Source organism: Shinella zoogloeoides, assembly GCF_020883495.1.
GTDB lineage: Bacteria > Pseudomonadota > Alphaproteobacteria > Rhizobiales > Rhizobiaceae > Shinella > Shinella zoogloeoides.
In genome coordinates, this window is the sequence record NZ_CP086610.1 from 638,542 (window position 1) to 653,504 (window position 14,963).

The following is a 14,963-nucleotide window of genomic DNA, read 5'->3' on the forward strand; positions in this document are numbered from 1 at the left end:
CGCCCCTCTCTGGCATCTGTCAAATCGGCAGGTGCCGCTTTGAGGATCACAAGCCCGTGATGCGGCGGGACGAGATCGTGACAGCGCCCTAGATTGGGCCGTGTCATGCTGTTGCCGATGCAGCCATTCGAGAAAGAGGGTTAGCCCCATGGGAGACCGTTCCACAATCTCGCGCCGCTCCTTGTTCCTGGCCGCGGGCGCCGCCACAATGGCCGCCCCGCTGGTGCTGAACCGCGCGGCCGCCCTTGCACAAACGGAAAGCGACGCCACCGACATGCGCGTAAGACCGCTGGAAACCCGCAGCCTCAAGCTCGGCAGCTTCCGCATCCTGACGGTGCGCGACGGCATGCGCGCCTCCGGCGCGCCGAACGAGACCTTCGGCACCGACCAGTCCGCCGATGCGGTCGGCGCGCTGCTCAAGGAGAATTTCCTGCCGGGCGACACCTTCGTCAACAGCTTCACCCCGGCGCTGGTGGATACCGGCGCGGAGGTCGTTCTGTTCGATACGGGCATGGGCGAGGGCGGGCGCGACGCCGGCATGGGTCGGCTCGTCGAGGGCCTGAAATATGCCGGCTACACGCCGGACCAGATTTCCGTCGTCGTCATCACCCACATGCACGGCGATCATATCGGCGGGCTGATGGAAGGCGGCAAGCCTGCCTTCCCCAATGCGCGCTACGTCACCGGCCGCACGGAATACGATTTCTGGGTCAATCCCGCGCGCATGGGAACGCCGGCCGAGCAGGGCCATCAGGGCGTGCTCGCCAAGGTGCAGCCGCTCGCCGAGAAGCTCACCTTCATCGAGGACGGGGGCGAGGTGGTGCCGGGTATTACCGGCCTCAATGCCTTCGGCCATTCGCCCGGCCACATGATCTTCCGGATCGAATCGGAGGGCAGGGCGATGATGCTGACGGCCGATACCGCCAATCACTTCGTCCTCTCGCTGCAGCGTCCCGACTGGGAGGTGCGCTTCGACATGGACAAGGCGCAGGCGGCCGCGACGCGCAGGAAGGTGTTCGACATGATCGCCACCGACAGGCTCGCCTTCATCGGTTATCACATGCCGTTTCCGGCCGCCGGCTTCGTGGAAAAGGCCGGAGAGGGATATCGCTTCGTGCCGGTGAGCTATCAGTTCGATTTGTGAGAGACGGGTTCCGGCGGAGGCGATGGCCCCTCATCCCGCTGCCGCGACCTTCTCCGCGCAAGCGGGGAGAAGGGGCATCGCCGCTCTGTTTTCATCCCTTTTGGCAAGACATTGATACAATTCCCTTCTCCTCGCTTGCGGGGAGAAGGTGCCGGCAGGCGGATGAGGGGGCGGTGCCCTGCCGTGCCTGTTCAGAAGCCGCCCCCTGAAGCGATTCCGGGCTTTTTGCTATTCCCAACCTGTCATGAACGTGTTACCAGCCCTCGCCAACTTCCAAGAATTTCTTGCAAGCGACCGAGGCGGACAGCTCCCAAAGTCCCCCTTGGTGCGTAAGCTTTACCCTAGAGGAACTTGGCCCATGGCGCGCATCATTGAAACTCCGACAGGTCTCGAAGCCCTGACCTTCGACGACGTTCTTCTCCAGCCCGGCCACTCCGAGGTCATGCCGGGTCAGACGAACATCGCGACCCGCATCGCCCACGATTTCGAACTGAACCTGCCGATCCTCTCCTCCGCGATGGACACCGTCACGGAAAGCCGCCTCGCCATCGCCATGGCGCAGGCCGGCGGCCTCGGCGTCATCCACCGCAACCTGACGCCCGCCGAACAGGCAGAGGAAGTCCGCCAGGTCAAGAAGTTCGAGAGCGGCATGGTCGTCAATCCGGTGACCATCGGCCCGGACGCCACGCTTGCCGACGCGCTGTCGCTGATGAAGTCGCACGGCATTTCCGGCATTCCGGTCGTCGAGAACGGCGGCAATGCCAAGGCCGGCCGCCTCGTCGGCATCCTGACGAACCGCGACGTGCGCTTCGCCTCCGATCCGGCGCAGAAGATCTACGAACTGATGACCCGTGAGAACCTCATCACAGTCAAGGAGAACGTCGACCAGCAGGAAGCCAAGCGCCTGCTGCACCGCCACCGCATCGAGAAGCTGCTGGTGATCGACGGCGACGGCCGCTGCGTCGGCCTCATCACGGTCAAGGACATCGAGAAGTCGCAGCTCAACCCGAACGCCTCGAAGGATGCGCAGGGCCGCCTGCGCGCCGCCGCCGCCATTTCCGTCGGCGATGACGGCTTCGAGCGCGCCGAGCGCCTCATCGATGCCGGCGTCGACCTCATCGTCGTCGATACGGCGCACGGCCATTCGCAGCGCGTTCTCGATGCCGTCGCCCGCGTGAAGAAGCTGTCGAACTCGGTTCGCATCATGGCGGGCAACGTCGCCACGACCGATGGCACCAAGGCGCTGATCGATGTCGGCGCGGATGCCGTCAAGGTCGGCATCGGCCCCGGCTCGATCTGCACGACCCGCATCGTCGCCGGCGTCGGCGTGCCGCAGCTCGCGGCCGTCATGGCGTCGGTGGAGGCCGCTCAGGCGGCCGATATCCCGGTCATCGCCGATGGCGGCATCAAGTTCTCGGGCGATCTTGCCAAGGCGATTGCCGCAGGCGCTTCCGCCGTCATGGTCGGCTCGCTGCTCGCCGGCACGGATGAGAGCCCGGGCGAAGTGTTCCTCTACCAGGGCCGCTCCTTCAAGGCCTATCGCGGCATGGGTTCCGTCGGGGCCATGGCCCGCGGCTCGGCCGACCGTTACTTCCAGGCCGAGGTGCGCGATACGCTGAAGCTCGTGCCGGAAGGCATCGAGGGCCAGGTGCCCTACAAGGGGCCGGTCTCCGGCGTTCTGCACCAGCTCGCCGGCGGCCTGCGGGCCTCGATGGGCTATGTCGGCGGCAAGGACATCAAGGACTATCAGGAGAAGGCGACCTTCGTGCGCATCTCCGGCGCGGGCCTGCGCGAAAGCCATGCCCATGACGTGACGATCACCCGTGAAAGCCCGAACTATCCGGGCGCTCTCTGATCAGTCGCACCGCTTCGAGATGCCCGGCTTGGCCGGGCATTTTCGTTTTCGCGGCTCTGCGATTTCCATTCCGTTTTTCCGCGCCTGTGCATAGGATGGAAAGGACCGGCAATCTCGCCGGCTCATCCGGGGGGATATCATGAAGAAGATACTGGCCGGTGCCCTGCTGGGCCTGGGACTGATCGCGCCTGCGCAGGCGCAGACCGTCAATGCCGGAACCTACGCCGTCGAGGGCACGAATCTCGACGGCTCGGCCTACAAGGGCACGGCGACGATCGAACTGACCAGCGAGACGACTTGCGCCATCGAGTGGAATACCGGCGGCACCACGTCCAACGGCATCTGCATGCTCTATGACAACGCCTTTGCGGCTGCCTATGTGCTGGGCGATGCGGTCGGCCTCATCGTCTACGAAGTGCAGGACGACGGCTCGCTGCACGGGGCCTGGACGATCAGCGGCAAGGACGGCTCCGGCACGGAGGTGCTGACGCCGGAATGAGGCGGAGCCTTCGGCTTGCCGGGCGGCGGTTTCCGGTTGAGGCTTCCGCCGCGAACGCCTATTCAGAAGGCTGAACCCGCAAGCCGAAGGATTGTCATGTCTCCCACGGAAGCCACGATCTGGCCGATGATCGCGCATGTCGCGCTCGTCTTCTGCCTCTACCTGCTGCTCTCCTCGCGCCGCATGGGCGCGGTGAAGGAGGGGCGGGCGCGGCCCGACCAGTTCCGCGAGAACCGCGAGGAGCCGGCCGAAAGCCTCGTCGTCAAGAATGCCATTGCCAACCAGTTCGAACTGCCGGTGCTCTTCTATGCGGTGAGCATCCTTCTCTATCTCGTGGATGCCGACAACACGGTCACGGTGGCCGGCGGCTGGCTGTTCGTGGCGCTGCGCTACGCCCATGCCTATGTGCATGTCACCAGCAATCGCCTGCGCTATCGCCGCCCGCTCTTCATCGCCGGCCTGCTGGTCGTCATGCTGCTGTGGATCTGGCTCGGCGTCTGGCTCGCCATGACCTGACGAGCGGGAAGGCGCTTCAGGTCGCCGGTAGCGTGAGCCGCATGGCGCAGCGCGTGTCGCGCGGCAGGCCGTGTCCGGCCTCCGCCTCCAGCACGCCTGCAAGGCGCGGGGAAAGCCCGGCCTCGTCGAGCAGGCTGAAGCCGAGCCGTTCGTAGAACGGGCAGTTCCAGGGAATGGTGCGGAAGGTGGTGAGCGTGACGGCCGCAAGGCCCCGCGCCTGCGCTTCCGCGACGGCATGGCGGATCAGTTTCCGGCCGATGCCGAAGCCCTGGTGCAGATGGTCGACCGAAATCTCCCAGATGTGCAGTTCCGGTCCGGCGATCTCGGCGCTGAGGAAGCCCACGGGATCGTCGCCGTCTGCGGTGGCCACCCAGTTCGTGCCCTTGCCGATGAGGTCGAGGTGCCGCCCGGCGTCCTGCACGTCGCCCGTGGCGATCCAGGACAGCGCCTCGATCAGCCGGAAAGCCTGCGCGGCGGACCGCTCGATCCGCTGCAGCGCCTCGACTTCATCCTTGCGGGCGGGCCTGATCGCCACCGTGGATGGGCCGGGCCTGCCGAGGGGCGCGCCATCCACGGGAATGAGGGTCACCATCCGGGCAGGATCTGCCCGGGCCTAAGCCGCGGCATGCGCGGGAAGACCTTGACCTCCGCCTCGGGCAGATCATCGGCCGCCGTCAGCGGCGTGATGTTGTCGAGGCAGGCGGTGATGTGGCTGGTGATGGCGTTGGAAAGCGAGGGCGAAAGGCCCGGTCGGCGCATGATGCCGATCTGCACCGGCGCGAGCGGCGGAAAGCCGTCCGCCTGCGTCAGCACCTTCATGCCCGGTCGCAGCGCCGATTCCGGCAGCACCGAGACGGCCATGCCCGCCATGACGGCGGCGGCGACGACGGTGGAGGACCAGCTCGTGAACAGGACCTGATAGTCGCGCCCGACCGAATCGAGCGCCGCGCAGGCGATCTGCCGCCACTGACAGTCCCGCCGCCCGACGGCGAGCGGCACCGGCGCGTTCTCCGGCAGCGGATGGTTGGCGGACATGACCCAGCACAGCGGCTCGGTGCGAACCACATCCGACTGGCGCTGGCGCGGATTGTGCGTGACGAGCGCGATGTCCAGCTCGCCCTTGGCCATCTTTTCCGCCAGGTCCACCGAAGGCTCGCAGACGATGAACAGCTCGACATTGGGATGCGTCTTGGCGAAGCGCATGATGATCTCGGGCATGTAGCGGTCGGCATAGTCGTCGGGCGTGCCGATGCGCAGCATGCCTTCGAGGCGGTTGTCGTCGAAGGCGGCGATGGCCTCGTTGTTGAGGCGCAGCATGCGGCGGGCATAGTTAAGCAGGCGCTCGCCCTCCGCCGTCAGCCGGTTGCCGCGCCCGTCCTTCATGAAGAGCTGCTTGCCGATGCGCTCTTCAAGGCGCCGCATCTGCATGGAAACGGCCGACTGGGTCTTGAAGACCCGCTCCGCCGCCCGCGTGAAGCTTCCGGTATCGGCAATCGCAACGAAGGTCTGGAGCTGGTCTATGTCTAACGGAGCGGACATAACGATACCCATAAGATTGTTTGATTGATACTATTAGAAACATTCGTTGGACTGATCAATGGGATTCTGCGAAAAAGCAATTGTTGAACGATAACCCGTCCGCCGGTCAACGTTCTTCGGAGAATGCCGTCTCGCCGCAGACCTCCCGGTGAGCGGCCCCCGTTTGAAACCAGCCCCCGAACCGCCGCCCGTTTTCGTGGGCGGTAACGATCACAGGTATCGCGTGAACCCCATCGAGGACGATGGAGCGCGAAGCCGGAAAGGAGAAAATGCCATGCGCATGATCGACCGTAAGATGGAAATCGATATTCTCGCGACGCGCCGGCCGACGCCGGGCCTCTTCGCCCGCGCCCGCAGCGCCGCCTCCAGATTTATCCGTGCATGGCAGAATCGCCGCCTGATCAACCGGCTGGGCGAGCTGGAGGATTACCAGCTCTTCGACATGGGTCTGTGCCGCAACGATGTCCGGGATGTGCGCGCCGCGTCCTACTTCTCCGATGCCGGCCTGCATCTGACGATCGCGGCCCGTGAGCGCGCCCGCCGTCACCTGCGCAGCGGCCGCACGGACTGATATCCTCCGGTGCCGTCCTGCCTTTCGGGACGGCACGAGACTTCCCCGCAGGGTGAGAGCCAATAACCCTGCCGCTTGCCCGGCGTGCGATCCCCAAGGTCCGCGCCGGGCTTTTTCATGGATGGAAAGCCGCGCCCGGCCTCAGCCCTTCTTGCCGCCGTCGGTTTCCATGCCGTTGCGCATGGTCTCGAAGATCGACTCGATGTTGCGCTGGTAGTCCTTCTGCATCTCAAGGCCCGTGTCGAACATCGTGTTGACGAGGGTCTTCAGCGAATCCGCCGGCGAGCTTTCGGGCGCGCTCGGCTTCCCGTTTGCGGCCTGCTGGCCGCCCATGCCCGCCATCATGTCCTGGAAGGCTTTCGCGAAGGGATTGTCGGTGAAGGGGTTTGCCGGCGCATCCTTCTTCGTGCCGAAGAATTCCTGCGCGGCCTGCGTGAAGGGGTTGTCGGTGAAGGGATTGGCCGGTTCCTGCTTCTTGGCGAAACCCGTCGCCTCGGCCCATTGCTGCATCATGTCGGCAAGCGGATTGGCCTGCGCCGTGCCGCTCGCACCCGCGCCGGGGAAGAACGGGGCGAGGGACTGCTTGAAGATGCCGCCCATCAGCGCGCTCGCCATGGCCGGCAGCATCTGCTTGTAGATTTCCTGGCCGATGCCGGTCATCTGCGCCGCCTGTGCAGCGATGGCGCGCGAGACGTCCTTGTTGCCGAAGAGGTGGCCGAGAATGCCGTTGCCTTCCGCCAGACCCTGCGGCGTGAAGGCCTTGCCCATGTCCTCGAAATATTTCGCATGGTCGCCGGTGGTCAGCGCCTTCATGAAGGCGGCCATGTCGTAGGGATTGGAAGCGTTGCGCTTGAAGCCCTCGGAAAAGGCCGGCATCAATGCCGCAACCGCCTTCGTCGCCTGTTCCTGCGCAAGGCCGAACTGCCGCGCCATGACCTCGGCGGCATTGCCGTTCTGAGCCTGCATCATCATGTCGTAAAGCGAAAGCATCGCGAACCCCTTCCCCTAGAGCGCTTCTGTGCAATTGCCGACGCAAAACCGCTGCGCGCTTTTGCCGGCATTGCTCCGGCAGGCACATGCATGTGCCTGCACTATAACGGCAATTTCAGCCGCGCAAACCGCTTTCTTGTGGGCAGGCTCAGTACTGGTATTCGGCAAAGACCGGCTCGATCGAACCGTTCCAGCGGCCGTTGTAGAGCGCCAGCATGTCCTCGGCCAGCGTCGCCTTCTTGGCCAGAACCTCGTCGAGCGGGGCAAGGAAGACCGTCTCGTCGACGCCGTCGCCGTTGAGGCGCGCCCGGGCGGCAAGGCCCTGGCGGGAAATCGCGACGACCTCGCGGGCGACGTCGAGCAGCGGCTTGCTGCGGAAATCGGCCTTGAGGCCCTGAGCCGGCACGGCATTGCGCAGGGCAGAGACTTCCTCGACCGTCCAGTCGCGCGTCAGCGCCTCGGCGGCGTCGAGCGCGCCGTCGTCATAGAGCAGTCCCACCCAGAAGGCCGGCAGCGCGCAGATGCGCCGCCACGGGCCGCCATCGGCGCCGCGCATTTCGAGGAAGCGCTTCAGGCGCACATCCGGGAAGAGGGTGGAAAGGTGGTTCGTCCAGTCGCCGAGATTCGGCTCGTAGTCGGCGACCTCGCCCTTCAGCGCGCCGGCCATGAACTGGCGGAAGGTGACATGCGTGCAGTCGTGATACTTGCCGTCGCGCACGATGAAATACATCGGCACGTCGAGCGCCCATTCCACATAGTTCTCGAAGCCGAAATCCGGCTCGAAGGCGAAGGGGATGAGGCCGGCGCGGTTGTTGTCCGTGTCGCGCCAGATGTCGCCGCGCCAGGAGAGCAGGCCGTTCGGCTTGCCCTCGGTGAAGGGCGAGGAGGCGAAGAGCGCGGTCGCCATGGACTGGAGCTTCAGCGACACCTGCATCTTGCGGCGCATGTCGGCTTCCGAGGAGAAGTCGAGATTCACCTGGATCGTGCAGGTGCGGTACATCATGTCGAGGCCCTGGCTGCCGACCTTCGGCATGTAGCGGGTCATGATGTCGTAGCGGCTTTTCGGCATGCGCGGCGTTTCGGCGAAGGACCATTTCGGGCTGCCGCCCATGCCGAGGAAGCGGATGCCGAGCGGTTCGGCGATCTCGCGCAGCGTGGCGAGGTGCTGGTTGGATTCCTTGCAGGTCTGGTGCAGGTTTTCCAGCGGCGCGCCGGAAAGCTCGAACTGGCCGCCCGGCTCCAGCGAAATCGCGCCCATGCCCGACGGCTCGGCAAGGCCGATGATGTTGCCGGCGTCCATGATCGGCTCCCAGCCGGTCTTGGCCTGCATTCCGTTGAGCAGCGCGGAGATGCTCGCCTCCCCGAAATAGGGGACGGGGCTGTTGTCCGCCGTAAAGAAGACGAATTTTTCGTGCTCGGTGCCGATGCGGAACTTCTCCTTCGGCTTGTTGCCGTCGGCGAGATAGTCCGCCATGTCCGCAACGGAGCGGATGGGCGTCTGGTCGGTGGTGTCACGGGCCATGGGCGTCTTCTTCTGAACGGATGGCGCCCGGCGGAAGGCCGGGCCTTGGAGGGTGCTTGGACCGGAATTAGATGCGGTGCAAGCGAATTCCTTTCAAGGCAGATTCAAAATATCCCACTCGACTTTTCGAAAAAATTATTCCCAGTCGCCGATGGCCGCCTGGATGATCGCCATCGCCGCCACCGCCGCCGTGTCGGCGCGCAGGATGCGCGGGCCGAGCGGAATGGGCGTCACGAAGTCGAGGCTGCGCAGCAGTGCCCGCTCCTCATCGGAAAAGCCGCCCTCCGGGCCGACCAGCAAGGCTAGCTTGCGTTCCTTGATCTCCCGTAGCGCCGGAAGCGGGTTCTGGCTGCCGTGTCCCTCGTCGCAGAAGACGATGCGGCGCTCGCGCGGCCAGTCGGCGAGAAGGTCCTCCAGCCGGCGCGGCGCGGCGACGCGCGGAATGGCGAGGATGCCGCACTGTTCCGCTGCCTCGACGGCATTGGCCTCCAGCCGCTCCATGCTGGTGATCTTGCCCTGCACATGCTGCGTCATGACGGGTTGCAGCACGCCGGCCCCCATCTCCACGGCCTTCTGCACGAGATAATCGAGCCGGCCGACCTTCAGCGGCGCGAAGAGATAGTAGAGGTCCGAGGGGGCGGGTTGCGGCCGCGTCTGCTCGACGGGCGTCAGCAGCAGGCGCTTGCGCGTGGGGAAGGAAAGCTCGGCCCGCCATTCGCCGTCGCGCCCGTTGAACAGCAGCACGGCGTCGCCTTCCGCCATGCGCAGCACATTCGTCAGGTAGTGGAAATGCTCCTTGGCGGCCTCGAAGGCCACACCTGCCTGAAGGGCGTCCGCTACGAAGAGGCGCTGCATCCGGTAATTGGCGCGCATGGTCTGCCTCTCAGGTGAAAAGCGTGTTGAGGGCGAGGAAGACGAGGGCCGAGAGCGCGGCCGAGACCGGCAGCGTCACGATCCAGGCCGAGACGATCGTCATGAAATGCGAGCGGCGCACGAGGTAGCGCCGGCGGGTCTCGTCCGGGTTGGCCACCGGCTCCTCCGAGGCGACGCGGTTGCCGCGGCTGCGGATATAGTCGATGCGCCGCTGGGAATTGCGCGTGTACCATTCGCGGAACAGCCCGACGCCGAACACCGCGCCGACGGCGATATGCGTCGAGGAGACGGGAATGGCGAGCGCCGATGCGGTCAGTACGGCGACGGCGGAGGAGAGCGCCACGCAGAAGGCGCGCATCGGATTGAGCTTGGTGATCTCGTTGCCGACGATGCGGATGAGGCGCGGGCCGAAGAGCAGTAGGCCGAGCGAGATGCCGAACGCGCCGATGACCATCACCCAGAGCGGGATAGCCGCCTCGCCGGTGGCCGCGCCTGCCCTGAGCGCCGAAACCACGCCGTAGAGCGGGCCGACGGCGTTCGACACGTCGTTGGCGCCATGGGCGAAGGAGAGCAGCGCGGCCGAACAGATCAGCGGCAGGCGGAAGAGCGTGCGCAGCGACTGGTTGCGGTTGTCGAGGCCTTCCGCATGGCGGCGGATGATCGGCCGCGTGACGATATAGGTGAGAAGGCCGAAGCCGACGCCCACCAGCAGCGCCTTGCCGAAGGAAAGATCGTAGAAGCCGTTCGTGCCGCCATTGGCGAGGAAGGCGGCGAAGGAACCGGCCATGAGCGCGACGAGCACCGGCACCCAGGTCTTGGCCGCGTCGATCTTGTCCTCGCGGTAGATGATGAATTCCTTGATGAAATAAAGGAACGCCGCCGCGATCACGCCGCCGAGGATCGGCGAGACGGTCCAGCTCACCACGATGACGGCGATGGCGTCCCATTGCACGCTCTGAAAGCCGCTCGCCGCCGCGCCCGCGCCGATGACGCCGCCGATGATGGCGTGGGTGGTGGAGATCGGCGCATTGGCGAGCGTTGCGATATTGATCCAGATCGCGGCCGAGACGAGGGCGGCCATCATCGCCCAGGCATAGGTTTCGGGATTGGGGAAGATCGCCCGGTCGACGATGCCGGAGGCGACCGTCTGGGCGACGCCTTGGCCGGCGAGCAGCGCCCCGGCGATCTCGAAGATCGCGGCGATGACGAGGGCGACGCCCATGCTCATGGCGCGCGCGCCGACGGCCGCGCCCACATTGTTCGTCACGTCGTTCGCGCCGATATTCATGGCCATGTAGGCGGCGAGCGCCGCCGTGACGGCGATGACCAGCACGCCCGGCGTGCCGGTGGCGAAGGAGCCGGCGACGGTCATGGTGATCAGCAGGAAGACGAGCGAAATCCCGACACCCGTCCACGACCGCAGCACGAAATGCGTGGCCTGTTCGGTGAAGGTCAGTTTTTCAAGATCCTTGTCCAGCGTCGGCTTGCCGAGCCGGACCTGAGAATTCGCCATTCATGCTGCTCCGTTTTGCCGCAAGGCACTATCGCCTCATGGCATCGGCGGCAATATGACAAAGGCCTGTCAGGCGCCGGCGGTGCCGTTTTTGGCGTCGGGGACGGTCTCGCCGAGGATTTTCCGCTCGAAGGCGAGGAGAAGCGTCTTCAGGCCCGGTTCCTGCACGCGGCTGGCGGCCTCCGCGCAGTCCACCCACTCGGCGCGCCGTTCGCCCTTTTCCGGAAAGTTCTTGCAGACATCGTCGACGGCGAGCGGGAAGACGCGCACCCGGCAATCGACCTTGAGGCCATGCGGCAGGCCCTTCATGTAATGATAGCTGCCGACCGGCTCCGCGCCGATCGTGCCCTTCACGCCGGCCTCTTCCCAGGCCTCGCGCGCGGCGGCGGCCGATGCGCTCTTGCCGTCCATCGGCCAGCCCTTGGGAATGACCCAGCGGCCGGTGTCGCGGCTCGTGATGACGAGGACCTCGACCGTCGGGCGCTTCTTCTTCACCCGGTAGCACAGCGCGCCGTACTGTTCACGCACGGGCCGGCGGAACATGAGATGGACGTCGCTGACGATGCGGTTGAGAATGTTCAAGGTCTTCTTCATTCCTCTTGCCGGCCTCTTGCCGGAAAACGCTCGCTGAGTCGTTATCGGATATCTTGCTTGCGCGAGATTTGCGGCGCAAGTCAGGCTTGCGGGGGCTGGCCGCGCTTTTGCAGGCGCAACTGGGAAATCCTCTGCCATTCCCCGCTGCGCGCCGCCTCGCGGATCGCGGCGGCAATATAGTCCATATGCGCCTGCGCCGCGCGGCGCGCGGCCTCTCCGTCGCCCGCCATGATGGCGGCGTGGATGGCCTCGTGCTGGGCCAACAGGTCCGCGCGCGCCGCCGGCGAGGAGAAGACGAGGTGGCGGTGGAAGAAGATGCCCTGCGTGAGCAGCCGGTAGCAGGCGCGCAGCGTATGCAGCAGCACGATATTGTGCGCCGCCTCGCCGATGGCGTTGTGCAGGTCGACATCGGCCTGTAGCTCGGCTTCGAAGGAGCCTTGCGCATGGGCCGCGCGCATCGCCTCCATGATGCGCGTCAGCGTCTGCCGGTCGTAGTCCGTCGCCCGGCGGGCGGCGAGGTCCGCCGTGATGCCCTCCAGCTCGCGGCGATATTCGATGTAATCTTCCGTCGCGCGCTGGTGGCGGGCGATGAGGTCGACCACGGGGCGGGAGAAGACCTGGCCGATGATATCGGCGACATAGGTGCCGTCGCCATGCTGGCTGACGAGCAGTCCCCGGTTCTCCAGCTCCTTCAGCGCCTCGCGCAGGATCGGGCGGGAAACGTCGAGGCGTCTGGAAAGCTCCCGCTCGCCCGGCAGCTTGTCGCCGTCGCGCAGCACCCCTTCGAGCAGCAAAAGCTCGATCTGCCGCACGACCTCGTCCGAGGTCCGGCTGTGGCTGATGCGGGAGAAAAGGTCGAAGTCGGTGTCGCTCACCCGTCGATACTACCCAGGCGGGCGGAAACTGGTCAACAATCTTGTCCAGTCCACGCCTTTCGGCCTGCGTCAATGCGCCCTATCGGCGCATGCCTGACATTTGTTAAGACTATGCCGTTGCGCATGAGGGGGAACGTGCAAACATGGCAAAAGGCAGCTTCGCCTTTCCGCAGGCGACCGCGCGTGCGCAGGCGCTCGGGGAAATTCACGCAAGACCGTATGCGCTGGTGCCATCGCCGCGCGTCATCTTCCAGCTCGCATTCCTGACGGAAGGCGGCTCGGCCGTCGACCATGCCGTGATGGCGGAACTGTCGCGCTCGCGCGGCATCTCGCCGCCCGGCCGCGATTCCAGCCACCACGCGCTGAGCTGGGGGCAGGGCACGCTGCGCTGGGAGCGGCATACCGAATTCTCGACCTATTTCTGGGATGCGCCGGTGCCGGAGAAATTCGGCGGCGACGTTCCGGTCCATCCCTTCGGCGACAGCTTCTCGCCGCCCGGCACGCTGATCTCCGGCATCCGCCTCGAAATTCGCCCGGATTCGCCGGAAACGCGCGAGGCGATCGCCGCCTTCGATCCGACGAGCCTCTGTTACAGCGAAATCAAGAACGGCCAGGGCGTCGTGCTCACCGACTTCCGCCAGAACGGCGACGGGCTGACGCAGATCCTCGTCATCGACCGGGGCATGACCGAGGCCGGGCGCGGCGCGCTCGTCCAGCGCCTGCTCGATATCGAGACCTACCGCACGCTCGCCATGATGGGCCTGCCGCTCGCCCAGTCGCTCTCGCCGGAAATCCGCCGCATCGAGGACGGGCTGACCGGCATCACCAATGCCATGAAGCAGCATGCCCGCGACAGAGCCGATGCGCTTTTGACCGAAATCACCCGCCTTGCCGCCGAGCTGGAGGCCAATGCCGCGCTCAGCCTCTATCGGTTCGGCGCGAGCCGCGCCTACTACGGCATCGTGCAGGAGCGTATCCGCACGCTGGCCGAAACGGCGGTGCCGGGCTATGAGACGCTGGGCTTCTTCCTCGAACGCCGGCTGGCGCCCGCCATGCGCACCTGCCAGTCCGTCGAGGAGCGGCAAGCGAACCTGTCGCGAAAGCTCGCTCGCGCCACCGCCCTTCTGAGAAGCTGGATCGACGTGGAGCTGGAGCAGCTTAATTCGACATTGCTCAACTCCATGGACCGGCGCGCGAAATTGCAACTTCGCCTGCAGCAGACCGTCGAAGGCCTATCGGTGGCGGCGATCTCCTACTATGTCGTCGGTCTTTTCGGCTATGTGGCCAAGGCCGCGCACGGCCTCGGCGTGCCCATCAAGCCGGAAACGCTGACCGGCGTCGCCGTGCCCTTCGTCATTCTCGGCATGTGGCTGCTCGTCCGCGCGATCCGTCACCGGCACGCGGAAGAGGATCGGCACTGATCGCGCTCAGCGCTCCCAATAGGGAAGGGGGCCGAAGAGTTCGGCGAGGTAGTCGATGAACAGCCGCACCTTGACGGGCAGGAACTGCCGGCTGGGATAGACCGCCGACAGCACCACATTGCGCGAGCCTTCGTAATCGGGCAGCACCTGCACCAGTTCGCCGTTTTTGAGCGCCGGGCCGACATCCCAGGTCGAGCGCAGCGCAATGCCCATGCCCGAGGTCACCGCCTCGCTCACCACTTCCGAGGAGTTGGTGTAGAGCGGTCCGTGCGGGCGATAGGTGACGCTGCCGTCCGGCCCTTCCAGCCGCCAGACGTCCTGGGTATGCGGCGGCAGGCAGACGTGCTGGGCAAGGTCTTCCAGCGTGGCCGGCACGCCGCGGCGGGCAAGGTAGCCGGGCGAGGCGCAGAGCACGCGGCGCACCGGGGCGAGCCTGCGGGCGACGAGGGAGGAATCCGACAGTTCGCCGATTCGGATCGCCAGATCGAAGCCGCCGCCGACGATGTCGGAGAAATCGTCGGTCAGGATGAGGTTGACGACGAGTTCGGGATATTTGTCCATGAAGCCCTTGAGATGGGGCGCGATATGCATGCGGCCGAAGGAGGTGGGCGCGGAAATCCTGAGCGAGCCGCGCACCACGCCGGACCGGCCGGACACGAAGGCCTCCGCCTCCTCGATGCCGGCGAGGATGCCGACGATGCGCTCGTAGAAGCCCTGTCCAGCCTCCGTCAGCGAAATCTGCCGCGTCGTGCGCTGGAAGAGCCGGGTGCCGAGGCGTTCCTCCAGTCTTTTCACGCGCTTGGAGACGACGGCGGGGGAAAGTCCGAGGGCGCGGCCCGCAGCGGACATGCTGCCCATGGCGATGACGCGGGAGAAGATTTCGAGGTCGCCGAGATTTGTCATGCAGTCGCGTCCATTGTTTCCGAAGCGGACAAAATGCTTAGCATTTGCGGCGGGTAATAGGAAGTGGTAAGAAAAATGGACCACTTTGCATGTGCCCGAAAAAGGGCATAGTGCTTTTGCATCCGGTGTCGTGCATGCAGACAGAAGC

General features: G+C 65.6%; 15 protein-coding genes. 6 read left to right on the forward strand and 9 right to left on the reverse strand.

All coding sequences use genetic code 11. From position 1 onward, the window contains the following. Positions 1-148 precede the first annotated feature (148 nt). The 4 genes from K8M09_RS03105 (at position 149) to K8M09_RS03120 (ending at position 4,014) form a co-directional block, all read left to right on the forward strand. Positions 149-1,144, forward strand: coding sequence for an MBL fold metallo-hydrolase (locus K8M09_RS03105; RefSeq protein ID WP_160785358.1), 996 nt, complete (start codon positions 149-151; stop codon positions 1,142-1,144). Positions 1,145-1,502: 358 nt separating this feature from the next. After that, positions 1,503-2,999, forward strand: coding sequence for an IMP dehydrogenase (gene guaB, locus K8M09_RS03110; protein ID WP_160785359.1), 1,497 nt, complete (start codon positions 1,503-1,505; stop codon positions 2,997-2,999). A gap of 136 nt (positions 3,000-3,135) precedes the next feature. Further along, entirely contained in the window at positions 3,136-3,498 is a 363-nt protein-coding gene (locus K8M09_RS03115) for a hypothetical protein (protein ID WP_160785672.1), read from the forward strand. A 96-nt stretch (positions 3,499-3,594) separates the two neighbouring features. Next, positions 3,595-4,014 (forward strand): MAPEG family protein, encoded by a 420-nt coding sequence (locus K8M09_RS03120; protein WP_160785360.1) that lies wholly within the window; start codon positions 3,595-3,597, stop codon positions 4,012-4,014. Between the two features lie 16 nt (positions 4,015-4,030). Here K8M09_RS03120 and K8M09_RS03125 read toward each other — a convergent pair whose 3' ends face one another. Both K8M09_RS03125 and K8M09_RS03130 read right to left on the reverse strand, forming a co-directional pair. Continuing rightward, on the reverse strand, positions 4,031-4,606 hold the full coding sequence (locus K8M09_RS03125; protein WP_160785361.1) for a GNAT family N-acetyltransferase: 576 nt from the start codon (positions 4,604-4,606) through the stop codon (positions 4,031-4,033). Further along, positions 4,600-5,553: a LysR substrate-binding domain-containing protein gene (locus K8M09_RS03130; protein WP_160785362.1), complete on the reverse strand. Its 954-nt coding sequence runs from the start codon at positions 5,551-5,553 to the stop codon at positions 4,600-4,602. The genes K8M09_RS03125 and K8M09_RS03130 overlap by 7 nt, the downstream gene beginning before the upstream one ends. A gap of 274 nt (positions 5,554-5,827) precedes the next feature. Here K8M09_RS03130 and K8M09_RS03135 point away from each other — a divergent pair, with 274 nt between their 5' ends. Then, complete coding sequence (locus tag K8M09_RS03135) at positions 5,828-6,124, forward strand: DUF1127 domain-containing protein (protein ID WP_160785363.1); 297 nt, start codon at positions 5,828-5,830, stop codon at positions 6,122-6,124. Between the two features lie 141 nt (positions 6,125-6,265). Here the strand turns inward: K8M09_RS03135 and K8M09_RS03140 are convergent, their stop codons facing one another. From K8M09_RS03140 to K8M09_RS03165, 6 genes are all read right to left on the reverse strand, one after another. Continuing rightward, complete coding sequence (locus tag K8M09_RS03140; RefSeq protein ID WP_160785364.1) at positions 6,266-7,114, reverse strand: DUF937 domain-containing protein; 849 nt, start codon at positions 7,112-7,114, stop codon at positions 6,266-6,268. A 148-nt stretch (positions 7,115-7,262) separates the two neighbouring features. Continuing rightward, entirely contained in the window at positions 7,263-8,636 is a 1,374-nt protein-coding gene (locus K8M09_RS03145) for a glutamate--cysteine ligase (protein ID WP_160785365.1), read from the reverse strand. A 135-nt stretch (positions 8,637-8,771) separates the two neighbouring features. Continuing rightward, a complete protein-coding gene (locus K8M09_RS03150; protein ID WP_160785366.1) occupies positions 8,772-9,509 on the reverse strand; it encodes a 16S rRNA (uracil(1498)-N(3))-methyltransferase in 738 nt (245 codons plus the stop codon). Between the two features lie 10 nt (positions 9,510-9,519). Continuing rightward, the gene (locus tag K8M09_RS03155; RefSeq protein ID WP_160785367.1) at positions 9,520-11,022 is read right to left on the reverse strand and encodes an inorganic phosphate transporter; all 1,503 of its coding nucleotides are present in this window, start codon (positions 11,020-11,022) and stop codon (positions 9,520-9,522) included. Positions 11,023-11,091: 69 nt separating this feature from the next. Then, positions 11,092-11,604: an NUDIX hydrolase gene (locus tag K8M09_RS03160; RefSeq protein ID WP_160785673.1), complete on the reverse strand. Its 513-nt coding sequence runs from the start codon at positions 11,602-11,604 to the stop codon at positions 11,092-11,094. A 92-nt stretch (positions 11,605-11,696) separates the two neighbouring features. After that, entirely contained in the window at positions 11,697-12,491 is a 795-nt protein-coding gene (locus K8M09_RS03165) for a FadR/GntR family transcriptional regulator (RefSeq protein ID WP_160785368.1), read from the reverse strand. 143 nt (positions 12,492-12,634) lie between these two features. On the opposite strand from K8M09_RS03165, the gene K8M09_RS03170 reads away from it, so the two are divergent. Beyond that, positions 12,635-13,912 (forward strand): DUF3422 family protein, encoded by a 1,278-nt coding sequence (locus K8M09_RS03170; RefSeq protein ID WP_160785369.1) that lies wholly within the window; start codon positions 12,635-12,637, stop codon positions 13,910-13,912. A 6-nt stretch (positions 13,913-13,918) separates the two neighbouring features. On the opposite strand, the gene K8M09_RS03175 is transcribed toward K8M09_RS03170, so the two are convergent. Beyond that, positions 13,919-14,815, reverse strand: a complete 897-nt coding sequence (locus K8M09_RS03175) for a LysR family transcriptional regulator (RefSeq protein ID WP_160785370.1) — start codon at positions 14,813-14,815, stop codon at positions 13,919-13,921. Positions 14,816-14,963 lie beyond the last annotated feature (148 nt).